A 20,895-nucleotide genomic window follows, 5' to 3' on the forward strand; every position below is an offset into this window, starting at 1 on the left:
CGATTTGTCCAATATAAATTAATGGTGAAATTTTATAACATCATAAGTCTGTAGAGATTAATTATTTAATTTCAGAATATTCGACCAGTTCGAAGTTATAATTTTTTTGCAATCAGGGTAAATTCTCCGGGTACCTTTTTATCGCCAGGTTTCGGTAGCTCACGAAGCTCAGTAATTTGCATATCATTTTGACCCACAGCAGTAACTATCTCTCCTAGTTGATAAAACTTTAGTGAGCACTTTGGGAATATCTCTTGTTCTTTTTCATCAAACTGATTTTCGTAAGCGACAGGAAAATTCCTCAGCTTTTCGTCAAAATAATCTCCATCTGTGCCAGTTGATGAAGAAATAATTTTTCGAAAAGGATGGAAATCATTAAGGATCAACATGCCGCCCACTCGTAAGTATTTAGATACTTTATCAAAAAAGACATGAAGATCGTCAAAGTAGTGTAAGATTCCACCTTCGCAAAATACAATATCGAAATATTCATTTAATGCATCATCATGGTATGTAATGAAGTCTGATATTTCATATCTAAGCTTCACATTTGTATGGTTTGCTAGCTCTAGGGCATATTTTTTATTTTCTTCAGATATATCAATAATAGTAACTTCTGCTCCGAGAAGGCATAACGGTACTGCCTTTCTGCCGTTGGAACCAAGTGCATTAAGGACTTTACTACCTTTTATATCTTGAAAAAAATCTGTGTATCGTGAGTTTATATTATTTGTGGGGTCTCTAAGAAGGCGCTTAGCAAATTCTCTTGGTTCACCATATTTATTACACCAGAATTCATAAGCTCGATAGTTCCATGCCTTTTTGTTGAGTTGACTTTGTTCACGCATTAATGTTCCTCTATTCACTTTTTTAATCAGGTATTTTTGTAAAGGCTATAAAAATAAACTCGGAATTTTGGAATCATTTACTCTTAGATTGGGCTTGTTGAGATACTAATATGATTTATAAATAATATCATACTAATAAAATAGTTATATGTGTATTATTACGACATATCTCTAGTTTCTTCATTAAAAATAGTATTGATATATGATTAATAAAAAATAGATTTTTACTTTTCTTTGGTTGAAATTTAGTCATTGTTTTATAAAAAATACTAGTCCACACCTTATTTCAATTTCAAAATATAAAAGATACTTAAGTTCAGAGCGAGTCTAACTGTTGTTGTGATTCTTGAGTTCAATTGTGCTTAACTCCTAAACGATGATGCGCTTGAACGCTGTCTTGATGTTCACATGACTGGTCGCAGCATTAAGTCATAGCTGAGCTAGTTGTCGATATTATAGGATTAGCCAGTAAAGCTTTACACTGGGGCATTGTCAGTTTCTAAGTCGATGGCGGGTATGCCGAGATAAAGCAGAAACGGTTGCTCCCGCGTAGTGAAAAAGCGACCAAAAGGGAGCAGCGAACACTGGCGCATAACTTACTTAAGAATATCGAGAAGAAGCAATAACCTAACTATACAGCCAACGCTTTGCCTACCAAAGTTATGCTGAGCTGGCGCTGTCTATATTTAGTTATTGGCTCTCACTGTATGCCAACTTTCCCGCGAGACCTATTAGTAATACACCTGATACACCTTCCAGTGCTCGAGAATATCGCTGCGAACTTGGTCGGCTAAACATCCAGTTGCCAGCCACTGCATACAAAACGTTACATAGAGTTGCTAACGTACTGAATAGAAGACCAAGAAGCAAAAGCTGCATTGATACAGAGCCAGCTGAGGTATCAACAAACTGTGGTAAAAATGATAGAAAGAAGATTGCAACCTTCGGGTTTAAGGCACTTACAATGACCCCCTGCATGAATACACCGTGACTACTTACTGAGTTACTTTTGACTTCGATAGTTTGCTTGCCACGCCACACGGAAAGAAGAGACCGCACCCCGAGATAAAGCAGGTAAAAAGCTCCCAACCACTTGATAAAACTGAATGCTAATGCTGAACTAACGATGATGGCTGATAAGCCTAAACACGCTGCCATTGTATGGAAAAAGTAACCGACACCTAAGCCTAGCGCTGCTTTCATGGCACTAGCTGTATGACCTTTCATTGTATTTGAGACAATATAGATCACATCAGGTCCAGGAATCATATTGATGGTTAAACAAGCAATGACGAATAAAAATAATGAGTTTACGTCCATGTCCTTTCCCTAATAGCCGTAGCGACCCGATAAAATATAAACACAATCTGCTTGTATTGCAGTATTGCCATAACAGATTGAATACTTGCCCGAAGACTCTGAGAGTCCGCAATTCACAGTGCGGTTTATGAGCACATGCAACAGGTTATCTCATTCACCATGAGAGCTATCCAATACAGGCCAAACGCTGGAGTCTGATCATAAAAATAAATCACATTATGTATCGGAAAAACATCTTAACCTTAAAAAACGTATTCAAAAAAATAACACGAAGAGATTACTCGTAGTCAGTACCTCCATTTACCCTTAAAGAAAGGGGTTCGTACGAGAGTATGCTGCCTGTTTTGACATAACCCCTATTAACTCTACCGTTAGCTTGTTGTTGATCGGATAAAGTTGAGTATCTTATCCTCCATTTTTTCTTTACCGGGTTGCTCAATAGGGAAGTGGCCACAATTTTCTAATATAACTTTATATTTGGAGGCTTTGATACGGTCAAAAAATAACTCGCTGATAGACGTCGGGGTCCACTTATCATCACCCGGATGGCAGAGTAACACTGGTATATCAGTAAACTCTTCTGGCTCTTTGACTGGAACACTGTTCATCATTGATAAGAGAAATCCCAGCTCAACATTATTTCCGGCTCCTCTCTTATCTTTTAGCAAAACATTTAGGACTCGTTTATCATTCACTAAACCTTTCATATTGGTGCATAGAGAGATTGGCACTTTTATTTTTTTGATGACGGAGGGCACTTTCTTCAGAAGCGATAAACCATATGTACCCATAAATTTATACCGAGCTGAATGCTCGCGTACTGTCGTTATTCTGTTATCAAGAATATTTGTAATGATAAGTCCATTTACTTTACCTACCTTACAAGCCACGTTGTAAGCTAACATGCCACCCGCACTAAGTCCCAATAAAATGACCTTTTTATTTTCAGCTATCTTTGATTTAGCAATTTCACAGCCAATATCAATCCAATCATTATATGTAGGGTATTTTTCAAATTCGCTGAAACCATAACCGGGTAAATCAGGACATATGACTTCATAACCTTGTTTGAAAAGTGGAATTGCCATAAACGAGAGTAACCTTCCATTACCACCGACGCCATGAAATACAATGATGCATACATCAGTCTCGTCAGTAGGTATGTACTCATCTAAATGAATATTATAATTCGACAAACCAAAAAATTTCTCTCGTGGCATTAATTCATCGGTAAGTTGATTATCTGATGGTAAATACTGTTGTAATTCTCTCCAAACCTGCTCTTCGCTATACATATTTTTTCCATCCGTAGAGGTCAAAAATCAACGACGCTTAAAAGTGCCAAAGATTATTTCTTGAAGCTTTCTTTGAGCACAGGTCACGATACCAGACCTTTTTGAGTAACCGCGGTATATTGTTGCGTCTCATCTCCAGAAACAAACAATTTGTTTTTCTCGCTAATGGTCTAAAGCTGTAATGAAAGGAGCGGGAAAAAGAAAAGCGCGCCAAGAAAGATGAGCGCGCTGTGAAAACAGTCCTTTCAGGGGAAAAGTACGACTTACGCAGTTAAAAAAGGAGATAGCCCTTGCCTACCGATGCCTGAATGCACACAAACATTTTAATGATTAACTCATTTTCATTAATAGCTTATAGCTTAATCACAGCAAGCATATCATCACCGTCCTCGTCTAAACCAACCTCCTGAAATCCAAAACTTGAATAAAATTCTTTAGCTATGGGGTTCGTAGATTTGTAGCAGATTTCGATTTCTTCAAGCTCAGTCGTTTCTTTGATTTCGTTAATTGCGAGAGATAAGGCTGTCCGGCCAATACCCTTATTTTGGTACTTTTTATCAATCATAAAACGCCATATTGAAATTTTTGATGGTGTTTCCAGTACCCACATGAAGAATCCAACTATAGTGCTATCTTGGTATATGGCTCGGCAAGAGTAGCCGTGATTATATTGCGCTTCTACAAGAGACCACATATTACAAGCAACATATTCCTCCTGCTTTTCTGTAACATCTAGCTCACATACAGTTTCGTAATTTGAATTATCTATTTTTTTAAGTGTTATTTCCATGTACACCTCGATATCTTCTATAGGTATAATTTGTGTTTGTTCGCTAGCTCAAATCAGTCAATCTTTATATTTTTACTTTTTAAGATATGTAAAAGAAGAAAATATTGACTTTTGATGTTGGCCCAATATGACTAAATATTTCATAGTCAACCTGCCAAAAATTATTAAATTCGAATACGATATTACTCTTGTAGACTTCTTATAGTGATTTATTTGCAACCTTAGCCATGGCTGAACCTATGTTTATCCCAGAGTTGACTAGAGAAGCGCCTATTAACACTCCCACTAAAATGAGTAATGCAGTTCTTTGCGTTTTCGGTAAAGCTCTCCACCATTTAGTTAATCTATCCATATGACAATCTCGCCGAAGTATAAGAGCATAACCATATTTTCGATCTTAAATAACGAAAATTAATACCGCACTATCGTTTGACACCATAACAAAATATTTCAATAAATAATGGATATTTATGTGGGATAGCTCGGAAAGTCAGGAGTCAGTGACTTGGTTACATAAAAATCGGTTGAGGAAATGAGAAGTCATTAACTTTAATGATTGAAGGTCTAAGGTTGGATTGGCTTTGACTAGACCATATTCAAAAATAAACGAGATGATTTTAGGAATAAAGCTTAGGTTTCATAACGATTTTTTTAGAGATTATGATGATTACATTATCAATTATAGGTAGCGACTCCCATGGTTTTGAGCGGGCAGTATTGACGATAAGAAAATATTAAACCTAGTATATCTGATGATAAAAGGGTTATGAAGAATTTCCCAGCGGCAAGAATACATCGCAACTGGGGAGTTTACTCCGTATTAATTGATATAGAGACCGATCTCTACACTTTGATTAATTATATGTTCTGTGATGGGGCATAGTTCAGGTGAAAATTCCTCAATATATGACTTTCTTATTCTGACTCTTCCACAGCTATCTCACTATCTTTGGCGTTAGGAACTCCGTGCAATAGGTGGTTGATAAGCGGGGGAAGTCCATTGATGACAGAGGAAAATTTTGCTTCTTTTGTTTTTTTCTCCTCAAATTCATGCCAGAGATTTTTAACCTTTTCGGGTTAACGTTTTTACTGTTAAAAGAGCTTATCCGATATGTTTTATAAAGGTTTAATCAGTTGAGCTCAGCAGAAACCTAGATGCTTTCAACCTTCGATAACTCTCTTCTTTACCTCTGAGAAGCAAGCGACTTAGCAAGCAGAAAAAGTAATGGCTACTACGCCACCCTGTTTTACAGGGTTGGCAGCCTTTCAAAAAAACACATCATAATGCCTTTCTATCTAACAACTTCGATAAAGAGTGTTGGCTTCGACACATTGCGGTCAGCAAATCTACGCCCTTTAAATCATCTCATTTGCTGTTTAAACAGTACCATATTGCCTTCATAAGATATTCACACCTAGATGAATTATTTACCTTCCTTACTAGTAAACTTCTAGATATAAATTTAATTAAAAAAAATACTATCACTATTTTTAAATAAAAATAATTTCATATAACGGTAATTGATTTTATTTTGTCTAAAAAATAATAAACCCCCTTTCTAAATGATAGATTAGTGTCATATGACACTAATTGATAAATATTGAGTTTTATAGACGAAAATATAGGGATTCTAATCCTATATGACTGAATTAAAAGATTTATTACTATCATACATGTATATGCATTAAATCTTATTACAACAAAACAATATCGAATGCATTAATTCTATTATCTTTATCTGTTCCTATATAAAAGTTCCTGATTTAAGTAAAGAATTAATGGCATTGAGAAGTCGGGTTTCATAACAACGAAACGGAAAAACTGCAAATGACGCAGTGATAGATGTGTTCAATATTATGTTTGGAGAATGATATGCAGAGATCAAATCTACTGTTGATGAATTTTTTTGTAACACTAAACCTACTTATTTATTTATTAAGTCATTCATCCAAAGCAGAGGAAATTTCTTACAAGAAAAATATCCTTCACTCCGACACTAAAGTAATCAAAAAGCTTGAGGCTACCACTGATAACCCAGATGAGCAGAAGTATATTTTTGCGGGACCATTTGATTCTTCCGGCAATAGCGGGAGTGATCAACTCCCCGAGATACCTGCGATATACAGGAATGTGTCAGGGATTATAAGTGCGGAGTTTTCACGACCACATTTGCCTGTTGCCCGAATGTCCAGAGATGGGCGAATTGCAATTATCGCAACAAAAGCTTACGCGGTTAAACCCACGGCTGTAAAAGCTTCGATAGTTGACCAGCCAAGAGGCGCAATTGCCGATTTCGTTGACTTTGAGCAGGGTAAACCTTTGCCATATAAAGTAGTTGAAACGTCAATCTGTGAGCCTGCAGAGGGGCACCCTGTTTCAGGCCGTAAAAATCCATATACATGTGGAAGTGGTGGCAATGATGACTGCTACGACCTCCACATTGTCACTCAGCGGCCAAGAAGTGCCAGTGAACCAAATTTAATTTCGTTTCACAGCGTGCCGATGACCTTTCAGGTAGAGAATCCAAAAACAAAAGATGCCCGCATCGTAAAAATCACACGCGGCGATTCAACTGTGCGTGATTCCTATTTGACACATGTGACTGTTGAGCCAATGACACCCGCAGACGGGAGGTTATTGGTCACCCGTTCTGAACTGCAGACGTTGACTTGGTTTAACGAGAATACCGGACAGTTCGTCAAAGGAAAGAATGTCGATATCGTTTATTCCTATATTGAGGAGCCCCATCAGCCATGTGATGCCAGCCAGTGGAAAGAATTTAAGCCATTAAGCCATGCGCCTTACGATGAACGCCTTAATAAAAGATACAAGTTTGCAGCGTTCCCATTTCGTGATGCATCAGGGCGAGTCATTCCCGATGGCGACGATATGCAAGGTTCTTATCCTTGGTTAGATAAAGATGCTATTAACGTAACAATGATGATGGGGACGGAGAGGCTCCATGAATTAGACGTAAATGGAAAGGTGATATCTCAACGCTATCCTGCTCGCTGTGTTGTTCCGGGTTGTACCGAACGACAGCTGGCTGATTTTGAAGACCGTTTCAATTACACAGGCATGGCTCTGTTTGGTGGCTGGACGCAGGGCAAGGTGGTACTGCTCGACGGCATTCTTAACGAAAGTGACTACAAAATTGGTATTGATGATAGCAACCACAATTATGTTTCATTGTATCGACCCGCTTCAGGCTTATATGGCAATGAGAGTGGTGAAGTACATGTGGGGGGAGTGCGGGAAGTCCCAAGCTTTCCTGCTGAAACGTTTGGCTTTAAGCCCGTTCATTCAGGGCGCCCTGATGGATATTTCTTTGCGACGTTTTTTGACTCGATAGAAAATAGATTTAACTTTTGGCAACCGCTCAGGCCGGTGACACCAAAAGATGTCTCATGGCTGTCAAGCACAGGACGTCACACAGATGAGTTGGCATTTGATGATTATCTCAATCCTCATGCATTTATCGTCTCTAATATGGTTGGGCTAATGGACAGGGTCGATATTGACCCCAGAAGTGCACGATTTACTGCTGATTATAAAGATGGTTGGAGTGTTGGAGAGCTGGCATTTACCCAAGAGGTTCGCCTTCAGAACTCTGCGACAACCTTACCCGAATACTGGCATGTCCCTGTCTCAGGCGAGTTGCACAATGGCCGACTTGAGCCAGTGGCACTCGGTGGTGTTCGCGGTCGAGGTGTTTGGTTCAACGGAACGGATACTTACATTAGCTATAAAATCAAAGAGCAGCCAAGACGGGTAGATGCCTTCCATTGGTACGTGGGGGTTTTTCTGGATCCTCGTACCAAAGTTCAACACTCAGAACAGGCACTGATTGAGTTTCCTGATGGCAGCGTTATTTCTATTTTTGATCAACAGGAGATTCGTTATCGAGAGCCACAAGGGAATGTGAAGCATAAGTTCGCCTTACCGCGCCCTCTTGAAAGTACTCAATGGAGCCATATAGGCATGTCCATCGGCCCCGGAGGGTACCGCATCCAACTTTTGCTCAACGGCTTACTTTATGATGACTATGTCAGTGATACGCCGCTTTTTCAGATGGTGCCCGGAAAACTCCGCGTTGGTTATGCCAAAAATGGTTTGGACGAAAATGAAGCGGTAGGGAGTTTTCACGGCTGGGTTGACGAATTTAAAGTATTTGCGAGGCGATTTACTCCGGAAGTTGCGTGTAATCATGCACATGGAACTCTCATTGGTCTTCCCGCAAATTACAGTGGTCCGTGGAAAGCAACCGCGGCGGATTACCCAGCCAGCACTCACAGGGTAATGGACGGTGAGATGCGGATGCGTGGTGAGGAAACCTACCCATCATACGCCTGTTATCTTGATAACAGCTGGGATTACGCGGCGCACATGATGAATCTTCCTGAAGGAACAATTGGCTTGCGTGAGGCCGTTAACTTTCCCGAGGGCCCCGTCTATTATGACCAGCCTCGCCCCGACTCAGTGTTCAATTCTTTTTGTCTTGATTGTCACCACAAACAGGCTCCAATAGGCTTATCGTTAAATGCCCTGAGGTTTGACCCCAACTTGTTGGCTCAAGACGATCCCCGCCGACAACCGATGCAACCGCCTGCTCTGATCCGGGGTAATTTACCGGAAGGTTGGCTTAACAATGGCTATCACCGACAGTTGGAACAACAAGGTATACCTATTGACAGCTTTATTCTTCCATCAGCAAAGAACACCATCTCATCTATTTCAGGCTTTACACTCGTCGATGCAGACACTGGCTACGACATTATGCCGCTCGTTGATGGAATGACAATTGACCGTTCATTGTTGCCAACACCGAGGGTCAATATTCGGGCTTTGACGTCGTCGCTGACCAGGCTTGTTGAGTTTGATTTTGATGGCGAACAATTTACTGCCGACTCTGCCCCTTTTGCCATATTTGGTACAGAAGACGACAACTATCTGGGCCAGCCTCTTCCAACCGGATTTCACGTTTTGTCAGCAAAAGTGGCTGACTCATTAACGGAGTTCGACGACAAGCTCAACGAGATCTCTTTCACTGTCATAGGTGAACTGGCCAACCCAGAAACGGGTGTTGACCCGGTGTATGTCGAACTGCCGGAGGCAGAGAATGTTGTTGAGACATTTGCTCTCAGATTAAGTGATGTTTTTGAGTCGTTCATTCCCACGATCACTGACACGCTGCTTGATAGATTTGTAACGTCGGCAAAGGCCTGGATAGAGGAACTGATTGAACGTTTTATTGACTTTCTTGAGTTTGAAAACAGAGATGAGTCAGGCCTTAGTATTAGTATCCGACAGGCTGTAAAGTACGACGATGAGATATTTATTTCGGGTGTTGTTACTGGACCACATACCGGAAACATGATGATAAATGGCGAATCAGCGCAATTGGAGAATGGCAGATTCGACTTCAAAACAGCACGTCATAAGATCGATACTGGGTCGGTCAGTGATGAAGCGCAGCAGATTCAGCCCTCGTTGGCCTATGATCTAGAGGTTGAATCAGCCAACGGCGGCTCGTATCAGACAACGATACTGTTTGAAAATCAGGTTATAAAAAAAGGGGCGGCATTCAGGCTGGATAATGAGTCTGAGTTGTTTACCCGGTTGGCAGACAGTATCGCTGGGAAGGCTATCCCTCAGGTTGTATCTGGACTCAACAATCTTCAATTGGTCAACGTAGATACCCAAATCTTTGAGTTAAGGGCTGACATTAGCAGTATTTCCGCCAATTCGGGAGATGTGGTGTTAGCCACCGGGGCACTTTCTAAAGAGAGTATTAACCTCAGAGCAGAGGCTAAGATCAATGACCTTATTCTGAACGGCCAAATTACCCAGCGTTTTTGTATACCGTGGTTTTGGGGTAACCCTCCTTGCTGGCAGTCGACCAGTGTACTTCGAATGGAAACGGTTATGCATAGCCCCATTAATATTCAAATTATCGAGGGAAGAAAAAACAGGGAAATTGTAGAAATAAAATCGGTGTCTGGTTCGGTGTATTTTTCCGATTCAACGCTTTCTGTACTCGGTCTACCAGAATGGATGCTTTCCCCCTTAGCCGGAGTCATTGAATGGCTGATACGCGAACCCGCACAGGGCCTGGTAGGGGGGCTTGTTACTGCTCAGGCAGAACAGGCTGTAGAAGAACAAATCAGTCCTATTCTTGCCAAAGTGACGTCCAGTCAGGAGTCTATAGCGGGGTATCCGAGTCACGAAACAGAGGTGAATGCCCTTTTTGGCCCCTTGCTATTGGTGAGCCAGTACACGCCCAAAGGCGTCAGTTTATCCTTTGAACCAGAGCGGCTGGAAACAACAGGGTCTTCGCTTATCGCAGAGTTTAATCCCAGATTACTTTCCAGCACTTATGACCAACAAGTTCTGTTTGGCTATCGTGCCGATGTTTCAAAGGGGGCGTCAGAGTCGGCACCTGCGGTGATTGATAATCTGGAAACTGTAAACAATCGAGATGCGCTTGTTTACATTAAAGGTCAGCAGGTTAATCAGTTCTTATCTGGATTGACACAAGAAGGGTTAATTGACCATAGATATCAGGCACAAATTAGCGATATTTTGCGTATTGAAAACCTGATGGATACATTTATCGAGCAAGAGAAAACGAGCTCTCAATCAAGCGGTTCCATGGCAGGTATTGAGGATCAGTCAGAGGCAGTGAATCAAGTCAGCGAAATTCTTCATGAGCACATCTTAAAAATGCAGACTGAAATAAATGGTCTTGGACAGCCTGTTGTCATTGACGCCGAGGTGATCAGTTCTCCATACCTGCTGATGCCAGAGGGTGATGAGGTCATGCGAATTGCCTTTGATAACGTACTGATCACTCTAGGACTCGACCAAGGCGAGTTGAAGGGCGATAAAGAACTGTTCAGTGTTTCAGTCGATATGCAGGCAGCGATAGACTTGAAGTATGCGGGTGAACAGGAATTACCGACGTTGAGCATTAGTGATCTGACATATAACGTTATCGAGCAGACCAACTATAGCTCAGATATTCCGCCAATTGTTGTTGATAAAGTTAGCCAAAAGCTGCTAAGCAAAGTCCCAGAAGAGTTAATAAACAACATTAAAGATGAATTGAGATTACCGACCAAGTTATTGATGTCTCAATCTGACGACCTGCGAGGGATAAACGGAAACTGGTTCCGCCCGACGCCAGAATCTACCGATGTCGCCATTGCCTTTGATTTCATTTTTGACTGAGTTCTTGCCCCCATTCACTTTATCGAGTGGGGGCATTATTTGGCATAAAGCGCAGGTTTCAAAAAGATTTTTGTGGGAATTAAGAGGGTTACATTATCACCTACAATTAGCGACTCCAATGGTTTAGAGCGAGCAACACTGACGATTAGAAATATCAACCCACTATGTCTGATGACAAAAGGGCTATTATGCATTCCCCAGCAGCAAGGAAACATCGCAATGGAGGAGACTACTTTGTATTACTCGATATAAAGAATAGCCTCTACACTTTTATCAATCATATGCCCTGTGATAGGCCATAGGTCAGGTGCGAATTCCTCGATATATGACTTTCTTGCTCTCACTTTTTCCGCGGCTATGTCAGTTCACATTGTATGTATGAATCGGAATAAAAAGGCCGCTCCCATATCAGAGAACGGCCAATGTCACTCGCCTTATCAGCTTTTCAGGAAGTCCCAATAGAGAGGGTGGGGCTCTGTCATCGTCTCTCCACCGTCGTCGGTGTAAGCTACTTCTGGTCTGGGAACAACTAATTCATCGAATGTAAATTCACTGCCTTCTATCATTACATCGTCAAAATTTTTGAGTTCCGGGAAAACGGTATTTAATTGCTCTTCATTACAGCCCAGCCAGCGACTAACTGTTGCATTCACCTGGTCGCTACATACAGTAGGGATCACGCGTTGTGTATCTGTGACATTTCTCCCTTTTTTTCCAACCTCAGGCCATACCCCAACAGCTGTGTTTGGATACATGAAGTTATCTCTATGAGTGAAAACCAATTGATGGCCACCCCAACCATGATCGGTACCATTATCATTTGGTGACAAACGTCTGCCAAAATCAGACATCGTTGTCGTGACAACGTTTTTCATTAAGTTTTCATCTTCAAGCTTTTTGAGAAAATAGTCGAGACCTTCAGCAAGCGTGGTTAACAACTCAGGGTGGCGTTCTTTCATATTTCCATGCGTATCAAAACCGCCCATGTTGATGAAGAACACTTGTCTTTCGTAGCCGAGATCACCTTTTGCATTTTCGCGGTTCGCTTTCATCAGTGCGATGACTGATTCGAAGTTGGCAATCATGTCGCTATCGTCATACTCCAAGTCATCCGGGTCTGAATAATCGCCTGTCAACTCTTTAAGTCGTGCGTTGTTGAATTCACTGTCTCTCATACTTTCGCTGACGGTGCGAGAGTAAAGATTACTGTAATGTCTTTTTCTTTTATTAAGGTGCTCTTCATAAGATTCTTTAAGACGGTCGGCCCCTTTGTAACCTTCAAGTTGATTTTGCTTAACCCCCACCTCACTGCTTTTGGTGCTTGCTTTATAGGCTATCGGATTGTAGCGATCGCCCCGGAGTGCATTAATGCTGGGGATACCGAAGCTAGGTGATAAAGCTCTTGCACTACTGCCTTCTAGGTCAAAATTATCGAGGATCCGACCTATCCAGCCATTTTTGTTGACGACATCCATACCGTGATACCAGTATTTACGCTGCGAGTTATGAGAATGCAGTTGTTTTGGCTTCGCTACATAGTCATAGTTGTTTCTGTCTGTTGGCTGAATAAGCGGGCCGCTGTTGAGAATAATGCTGGCATCCCCCTTTTTGAAATAAGGCTTAAGGGCGACCAGGTGTTTATTCAGATAAAGATCGTCGAGTGAGAGAACACTACCACTACTTGATGGATAGATGCCTTTGCACTGACTATTAAAAATCTCTTTTCTACCTAAGGCGACGGTTCCACGAACCTTTCTATATGCCTTCCACTCAGCAGTGCCCGGTGCGGGCAGCACAGTGTTGAAAGCATCATTACCACCGTTGAGAAAGACGACAACCAAAGCTTTATAGTCATCAGGAGTGATTGATGCATTGGCTTGCGCTACTCTGGAAAACGCAGAAGCAACTGCGACGGCAGAAGATGTCTTAATAAATGCTCGTCTTGAAATTTTCATACGTCACCTCCCGCTTCCATCAACTCAATAAGTTCTTTGGATTCTTTCTTCCAAATATTCCAGTTAACCACTTCGTGTTCAAAGGTCTGAAATTCAGGTGAAATTATCGATAGGTAGAGAACCTCTTTTATCAACGCCGCTCTTGTCACTTCATCTTGTGATTTCTGCGCTCTTTCGATATGCCTCGTAAGTCTATTCCTCAAAGAAAAACTCATTGTGCCCATAAAAAATCGTTTCTCGATAAGATCAAGAAACGGACCTGATTCCCAGTTATTCTCCTCATCAACATCAAGCGCCTTTTTAAACGGTTTGATGTCCCAGCCTGGAGAATTATTGTTTCTATAATTCTTTTCGTAAGTGGTGACTAATTTCCAACATAGATTTTCGTAGCGTTTTACACTGATAACACCCAGTAACTCAGCTTCAGGCGCAATAAGTTTTTTATTCGTTACCTCGCCTTTCGGTGCGAAATCTGGCTCGAAAAAATTAAAGACAGTGGGTGAGCCATAAAAAGATTGACCAATTCCCGCCATATTGAGGCCTTTATATCGCTCTGTTTCTTTGGCGTATGTCATACCTAAGGAGCGGCACGCATTCGTCACGCACATAAGAGGCTCTTTCACTTTGCCAAATCTGTCATTCTCTGCACTTCTTCTGTAGCGAGGTCCAATGTCTAAAAGGGCATCATCATGCAATAAAATCGCACTGACTACGGCGAATAGGTCGCCTTTGGTGTCGACAAAAACGTTTGCAATGTCTTCAACAAACTTCGTTCTTGGATTGCTTTGAACCAGCATTTTAATAAGTGCTTTTGAAATAAAAGGTGCGGTGTTGGGATGCTCGCATAGTATGTCCAATACATGGTTTAGATCCTGATTTGCATTCCCGCCGGGGATTTCTTTGCCAAGTATCACTTTGCTACCCGTGTCATGGAGGCTCGCTTTCGCTTTCAGCGGCTTGTGATTCCATATCGATTCGTCGTATGAACCTCCTCTCCATCCAGTCAATGCGCGCGCCATCTCTTCCACATCTTTCTGGGTATAAGTTTCCACTGCAACGCCGCCTTTGGTGAGAACACTTCCGTCCATCTTGAGTTTCACAAGACCTATGGTGAATAGCTGCATAACCTCGCGGGCATAATTTTCGTCAGGAAACGTACCCTTTTCCTCGTTTGCTTTTGAACTTGAGTTCAGGCCGAGCATTTGGCCCATTGTCGGGTGGAGGGTGACATGTTTAAGAAGGTCTCTGAATGATCCCAGACTATGCTCAACGAGCATATCGTGGTAAGCAGCTAAAAAACGGTATCTGACGGTAACTCCGCGGCTGATGCCGGGTCCGGAAACAACAAAAATCTGGCTGAGGGCAAACGCGACGCGTTGACGAAGTTGATCGGGGGCATCAAGGGCGGTTTGCCATAGCAGTCCTTCAAAACTTTTTTTGTCAATCGTCTTACATATTTTCATTTTCCTTTTTTCTTTTGGGTGGTCACAATATAGGTCAGTAAATATATGCGCTCTTTCCGATATAACCGTTTTTTCCTCATCTCTTTGGGTATTAAGCCATTCTTGTAAACCCACTTTTTCTACTTTATCTACCAATTCTTCTGTGTATCCGTATGTTGCTCGGTTTAAAAAGCGTCTTATGATGTTTCGATATTCCTCTTTATGACTGTCTTTATTCTGTAATATATATTGGGCAACCTGCCCGTAAAGTTTATACTCCGACATTTTCACTTCCTTATACGTAAGGCCTTGCGTCACGTTTATTTATCAACCGGTATATGGATATTTTTACTTTTATTTTTCTAGTTACACTGCTTATCAAATCATGCAGTCTTCTTTAAATGATAGATGTTTATTTTTTAAACAGGTGTGAATATTCGCTTTTAATGAAATAAAAGTAAACTATTGAAATTAGTGTCTTATTTTTGATTATCAGTATAAGTGATTTTTATAAAACTTAATGCTTATATCTATGACTGGGTTGTTAATTAAAAACTAAGGCAGATATAAATGAGATGTCTACATCGACTCTGAGAAAAATAAGTTGCTATATCACTGACAATTAATAATCTATCCGTATGCAATAATCAATAAACTATTTAAAAAGCGTTGAATTGGTGTCATTGAGAAGCATCGACCAGTTCAAATCTCCGTTATATTTTTTACTATACCTTGAGAGCTGTGCTTGCTTCACTCAGTAGACACCTCGCTTTCAGAGTGACTGATAGCTTTCTTTATCAGCGCAACCTCTACCAACAACGTATTCCAGCCAGGTAAGCCGCTCGAATATTAGTTAATTTCAAGCGATAAAATTGAAACCAATATATACATTTTTTTTGTCGAATCCTTCTCACATGGCCACTGAATAAATTATTTTAAATTAATGCTTTACCTCATGTTAGGTTAAGGTTTTATAGTCTCTTCATCAGCTAGCGGGTCACCTGGAAAAAAGGAAATGTAAATCTTGTTTATAGATTGTTTGACCTCAGCTTTGTATGACTGTAAATCGAGAGGTAATGATAATGAGATTAGAGCACGTAAATCTGGTAGTTCGAGATATTGAGAAGACACTACACTTTTATCAAACTATTTTTCCTGAATGGAAAGTGCGAGCTGAAGGGCGAGGTACGTGGTTAGATAAGCCAAGACAGTGGATTCATTTCGGTGATGATTACCACTACATTGCTTTCAGTGATAATGGAGAGGGGGAAAACAGAGATCTCTCCGGGCATCAGACAGGATTAGGACATTTTGCATATGTCACAGACGACATGGATGGACTTATTCTCCGCTTGACGAGAGCTGGGTATAGCATTGATAAGGTAGGCGTAGAAAATCCATTTCGAAGAAATATATACCTTGTTGACCCTAATGGCTTTGAGGTTGAGTTTGTTCAGTATTTCAGCGAGAAACCTGAGGAGAGAAATAATACACTTACTTAGCTCTAATTTATGTATTTTGTTTTACGATTTCTGTGGAAAACTTAAAGGTTAAACTTTATTTATATTGGTGCTCAAACCATTTAATTGCTTATTTTATAATGCTGGACTGTTAAATTGTCTAGGTGTTAGCTAAATAGTTTGAGCTCATATTTTTTTGGCGGCTAATTTTTATCTGTGTAAACTTCGAATAGATATAATGACCTTAGTATTTCTCTAAAGCAGATTTCATCCTACATAGTGAGTCACGATATACTCAGTTCCATCCACATTGAACTTACATATTGATTATTTTTCTTGGCGTATTCATTGAAGATTCCAATCTCTTTAAATCCAAATTTTTTATGTAAAGCAATAGATGCAACGTTAGGAACTGCAATTCCAGACAATACCTTATGAACATTATGGCTTTTGACGTGAGAGAGCAGCCGACTATACAGAGCTGATCCAATACCTTTCGTCATAACATCTGGCGAGAGGTAAATAGTTATCTCAACAGTATCAGAAAAAGCTGTTGATGGACGATAAGGCTGAGTACAGGCAAATCCAACCACTTTGTTGTTTTCAATTGCACAGTAGATTTGATGAGGAAGTTCTTCTGAAAACTGTTCAAACCAGGTCGTTCTATTCTCCTCAGTAAACGGTTCTGTTTCAAATCGTGAATTACTATGAAGTATGTAATGATTGAAAATTTCAGTTATCTCTGGGATATGTACATTTTTACCGGGAATAATAGTGGTCATTTTTAACGTCGAATAGATTTACGTTTTATTATTTTATGTGTTTAGGCTTCTGTTTATACTTTTATATTCAAAACTTGGAAGCAGTTAATACTTCAGATAAACATGATTGGAGTTAAATCCCAAAGAAATATGCGTAATATTATTTTAGGATATGCTAACTAAAAATCAGCGTGAACACTGGTGTTGAAGCACAAACTGAAGCTATCTTACCGCGAACTTTAAGTGCGTTTACAAGATGGTCGTCACTGACAGTTCATCAAAAAGGCATGACATAGGGTAGGGTAATGCCAGTTGAGGCATCGAGTGTTTGCCAAAATACTTAAGTGTTACTGTTTCTGTATCCATAGGCTTTATTGAGCGACCGATTATTTTGCAGCGAAATAGTAAAGCGGTGTACTCAACCTGATCACCATTTGGATAGGTAAAACCAAAACCCTCTCCACCAAAGAGACCAATCAGTCTTTCAATGTTCACCTCAAATCCTGTCTCTTCCGCAACTTCTCGAATTAAAGCGTGTTTGGGTGATTCGCCCGGTTCAATCATTCCGGCAGGTAAGCTCCAACTGCCATCGGCTTTCTGTTGCAGTAACAACTCTCTGTCGTCATTCAAAATAACGGCGGCTACACCAGGGATCATGATAGGCATACTGCCTACTTTTGCTCGAAGTTGTTTGATGTAGTTTGATGCCGACATACTCAAATAATTTATGAACAAATAAGAACACATATTACCAGTAATGAGTTTGCGCTGATTTTGTCGGACAAATATTGAGAGACATTTATCTTTTTTCTGGTGTAAGTGAAAATGACAACGGATTTCCTGTGCGTTGCCGATGACTACCTATGAACTGATTTCAGTCAGTAAGATTCGGGACAGGTGTCCACTGTCCGTTGTTGTCTCGTGAATTCAGGGCGGCATAGATAAAAGCCATCCCCTGAGCACCTTCCTCTATACTCGGATTCCAGAGAGACAATGGATCAGGTGTTCGCTTGGCGATATCGTCAGTAATGTTAGAAGCAAAATCCAGATACAAATTGGCAAAAGCTTCTCTGTAACCTTCTGGATGACCAATTGCAATATGTGATAGACGTTGCGCAGGTTTTGCCAGTCCGGCACCACCCTTTGTCAAAGTATAAGCGGGTTTGCCAAGAGGGCGAACAACTAGCTCATTGGGTTGTTCCTGGTGCCATTCAATCCCGCCCTTGGTGCCAAAAAGGGTGAGTGATAATCCGTGAACTCCTCCTGCTGCGGCCTGTGTGACCCATAGCATGCCCCTCGCGCGGTTAGGATATCGCATCATAACGGCACAGAAATCATCGGCATTACGTCCATCAACCAGTGCGGTTACATCTGCACTTATAGAGCTGGGTTCCATACCTGTTACATAGGCTGCGAGGTGATAACTATGGGTACCAATATCACCCAAAATTAGTGATGGTCCGGCAAGCGACGTATCCATATGCCAGTTTTTTCCTGTCTGTTCTGATTCCGTCAGCGTCGCGAGATGGCCTTGCGTATAGTTACTCTGTACCATTTTTATTTCGCCGAGTTCTCCCGCAGCAACCATTGCCCGAGCTTGTCTGACCATGGCGAAGCCTGTGTAGGCATAAGCAACGCAGTACCGCTTCCCTGACTGACGCACCTTTTGCACCAGTGATATCGCATGCTCTTGTGACGTTGTTAGTGGTTTTTCGCAAAACACATGGAAACCTGCCTCCAACGCTCTAACAGAAAGATCAAAATGACTGTTATTGGGGGTCATAATTGCCAGTGCATCAATAGGCTCTTTGCAGCGATCTTCTCCTGCGAAGAGTGCATTAGCATCTCCATAAGGGCGCGGAATGCCCATCGCGTGTCCTGCTTGCAATGAGCGTTCGGGATCAGACGAAAATACCCCGGCAACAACATCAAACTCTTCATGAATGGTTGCCGCGGAACGATGCACTTTGCCGATAAAAGAGGAGGGACCACCGCCAATAACGCCAAGGCGCAGTCGTCGACCCAGTGTTTCTGTCGCTTTGCTCATAGTCTCTCCCTATTCAGGTGCCAGCAGGGTGATCACTCGTTTAGCTTCCTTTCTGAGTGCATCAATTGCCGTGCCCGCAAAATATTGTCTGTCATATTTGTCGGGTTCATTTTTCATTCGTTCGCGAATAGCGTAACCGAACGCTTGCCTCAGAGTCGTGCCCACGTTGAATTTTGCAATACGCCGCTTCTTCAGGGCGCGTATGTCTTGTTCAGTGATCCCTGTCGTACCGTGTATGACGAGGGGGAGTGACACAGCTTGTTCCAGCTTGCTGACAAGGTCGAAGTTGATTGGTGTCCCTGCCTCTGCCATTCGATGGACATTGCCGACAGAAATGGCAAGCACGTCAATACCACTTTGTTCCTCATAAATGCTGGCTTCATCAGGATCGGTCAGCGCGGACCTTATATGATCACGTCCTTCCTGATAAGGCACTGAACCCAGCTCTCCCTCGAGAGAAATACCCAGCGATTTGGTGACATTGGCGACCTGACGGGTTCTTCGTATATTTTCAGATAGAGGTAATTGCGAGCCATCGAACATCACAGAGGTAAAGCCTGAGTGAATGGCCCGGTAAACAGTTTCTTCCTCATAGCAATGGTCGAGATGAATGCAGACTTTTGTTGATGATGCCTTTGCCAGCGGGAGTAGTAAGCCTGCCATGGCCTCAACCCCAGCCAGTTCTGCCATGTCTTTGTTTACAGCCAGAATGACCGGACGTTTTGCCTCTTCCGCGGCGGAAATAACGGCGATAGCTTCTTCAATACCAAATACATTACAACAAGCAATAGCGCCGGTTGAGCGCGACGCCTCAGGTGAAATATCCTGTAATGAAACCAACATAATGACAATCCCTGCCCTGAAAAGTATCAGTTATTTAAATTTTGCGACCATATCTTTGATTCCAGGAATCGTCTCAACCTGATAGGCGTGATTAGGGTCGAAATACTGCACCAATGACTGGCTGGACTCGCCAACGATAATGGTGAAGTAGTACATCTCATAACCGGGTGCAGCCACGCTGGGGTGATAACCCTTATCGATGGCAATGACACTGCCGGTTTTCACGTGATAGACAGGCCCATGATCGTCATGATGTTCATACAGAAATTGGGCACCGAAGCCGTGGTCAGGGTTGAACCGAAACTGATAAACCTCCTCGAAACGCGTCTCTTCCTCGCCGCGTTCAGTATCATGTTTGTGTGGTGGAAAACCCGACCAGCCACCTGCACCGACAGTAAATAGCTCACTGACTAACAAGCGGCCTCTGCATCCTGCATTTTTCTGACCTAATATGTGCTTTATTTTGCGGTGAGTCTTGGTATCGTCACTACCATATTGCACCTTATCCGTCTCCTCGGGGTCGATACAGAACGGCGTCAGCTCCTTCTTTTCAGAACTGGCATCGTAACGACCGCCGGCAATCATTATGTCAGCTTGTTCAGAGGTACAGCTTACGGTGACACTCATGCCGGGAGGGACATAGACAGCGGCAGGATCACCGTCCCAAACACTGGTTCTTTGTCCAATATCGCTGAAACTATGTTGGCCGGCTTCGATATTGCAGGTTCCTGCAGCGAGTACCACTGCTGATTCGTAGTCTTCCAACTGATAGGTATATTCCTCTCCCTGCTTCAACAAAACAGAGTTGAAGTAACAAAGAGGTGTCGTTTCATCATTGATATCAATGATTGGTTCATTATTGTTATTGAAAGGCGGTATATGCTTGCCCATCTGACTTTTTCC

At 41.8% G+C, this 20,895-nt stretch carries 13 protein-coding genes and 1 pseudogene; 2 read left to right on the forward strand and 12 right to left on the reverse strand.

Features of this window, described 5'->3' with window-relative positions; all coding sequences use genetic code 11:
* Positions 1-95 precede the first annotated feature (95 nt).
* From A8L45_RS05850 to A8L45_RS25670, 5 genes and pseudogenes are all read right to left on the reverse strand, one after another.
* On the reverse strand, positions 96-848 hold the full coding sequence (locus tag A8L45_RS05850; RefSeq protein ID WP_068900183.1) for a class I SAM-dependent methyltransferase: 753 nt from the start codon (positions 846-848) through the stop codon (positions 96-98).
* A 690-nt stretch (positions 849-1,538) separates the two neighbouring features.
* The gene (locus A8L45_RS05855) at positions 1,539-2,168 is read right to left on the reverse strand and encodes a LysE family translocator (RefSeq protein WP_068900185.1); all 630 of its coding nucleotides are present in this window, start codon (positions 2,166-2,168) and stop codon (positions 1,539-1,541) included.
* A 371-nt stretch (positions 2,169-2,539) separates the two neighbouring features.
* Positions 2,540-3,463, reverse strand: a complete 924-nt coding sequence (locus A8L45_RS05860) for an alpha/beta hydrolase (protein WP_068900187.1) — start codon at positions 3,461-3,463, stop codon at positions 2,540-2,542.
* Between the two features lie 352 nt (positions 3,464-3,815).
* Positions 3,816-4,253, reverse strand: coding sequence for a GNAT family N-acetyltransferase (locus A8L45_RS05865; protein ID WP_068900189.1), 438 nt, complete (start codon positions 4,251-4,253; stop codon positions 3,816-3,818).
* 915 nt (positions 4,254-5,168) lie between these two features.
* Positions 5,169-5,315, reverse strand: a pseudogene (locus A8L45_RS25670) (HD domain-containing protein); the annotation flags it as partial.
* An 811-nt stretch (positions 5,316-6,126) separates the two neighbouring features.
* Here A8L45_RS25670 and A8L45_RS05870 point away from each other — a divergent pair.
* The gene (locus A8L45_RS05870) at positions 6,127-11,484 is read left to right on the forward strand and encodes a hypothetical protein (protein ID WP_068900191.1); all 5,358 of its coding nucleotides are present in this window, start codon (positions 6,127-6,129) and stop codon (positions 11,482-11,484) included.
* 437 nt (positions 11,485-11,921) lie between these two features.
* On the opposite strand, the gene A8L45_RS05875 is transcribed toward A8L45_RS05870, so the two are convergent.
* Both A8L45_RS05875 and A8L45_RS05880 read right to left on the reverse strand, forming a co-directional pair.
* Complete coding sequence (locus A8L45_RS05875) at positions 11,922-13,439, reverse strand: DUF1501 domain-containing protein (RefSeq protein WP_068900192.1); 1,518 nt, start codon at positions 13,437-13,439, stop codon at positions 11,922-11,924.
* Positions 13,436-15,166, reverse strand: coding sequence for a DUF1800 domain-containing protein (locus A8L45_RS05880; RefSeq protein WP_068900194.1), 1,731 nt, complete (start codon positions 15,164-15,166; stop codon positions 13,436-13,438). The genes A8L45_RS05875 and A8L45_RS05880 overlap by 4 nt, the downstream gene beginning before the upstream one ends.
* 794 nt (positions 15,167-15,960) lie before the next feature.
* Here A8L45_RS05880 and A8L45_RS05885 point away from each other — a divergent pair.
* Complete coding sequence (locus tag A8L45_RS05885) at positions 15,961-16,383, forward strand: VOC family protein (protein WP_217492126.1); 423 nt, start codon at positions 15,961-15,963, stop codon at positions 16,381-16,383.
* Between the two features lie 242 nt (positions 16,384-16,625).
* On the opposite strand, the gene A8L45_RS05890 is transcribed toward A8L45_RS05885, so the two are convergent.
* The 5 genes from A8L45_RS05890 to A8L45_RS05910 form a co-directional block, all read right to left on the reverse strand.
* Positions 16,626-17,123, reverse strand: a complete 498-nt coding sequence (locus A8L45_RS05890) for a GNAT family N-acetyltransferase (RefSeq protein ID WP_068900198.1) — start codon at positions 17,121-17,123, stop codon at positions 16,626-16,628.
* Positions 17,124-17,351: 228 nt separating this feature from the next.
* Positions 17,352-17,816 (reverse strand): NUDIX domain-containing protein, encoded by a 465-nt coding sequence (locus A8L45_RS05895; RefSeq protein WP_068900199.1) that lies wholly within the window; start codon positions 17,814-17,816, stop codon positions 17,352-17,354.
* Between the two features lie 160 nt (positions 17,817-17,976).
* The gene (locus A8L45_RS05900; protein ID WP_068900201.1) at positions 17,977-19,149 is read right to left on the reverse strand and encodes a Gfo/Idh/MocA family protein; all 1,173 of its coding nucleotides are present in this window, start codon (positions 19,147-19,149) and stop codon (positions 17,977-17,979) included.
* 9 nt (positions 19,150-19,158) lie between these two features.
* Positions 19,159-19,992 carry a class II fructose-bisphosphate aldolase gene (locus tag A8L45_RS05905; protein WP_068900202.1) on the reverse strand — a complete coding sequence of 278 codons (834 nt, stop codon included), beginning with the start codon at positions 19,990-19,992 and terminating at the stop codon, positions 19,159-19,161.
* Positions 19,993-20,022: 30 nt separating this feature from the next.
* On the reverse strand, positions 20,023-20,883 hold the full coding sequence (locus tag A8L45_RS05910; protein ID WP_068900204.1) for a 5-deoxy-glucuronate isomerase: 861 nt from the start codon (positions 20,881-20,883) through the stop codon (positions 20,023-20,025).
* Positions 20,884-20,895 lie beyond the last annotated feature (12 nt).

Source organism: Veronia pacifica, from assembly GCF_001707825.1.
GTDB classification, from domain to species: domain Bacteria; phylum Pseudomonadota; class Gammaproteobacteria; order Enterobacterales; family Vibrionaceae; genus Veronia; species Veronia pacifica.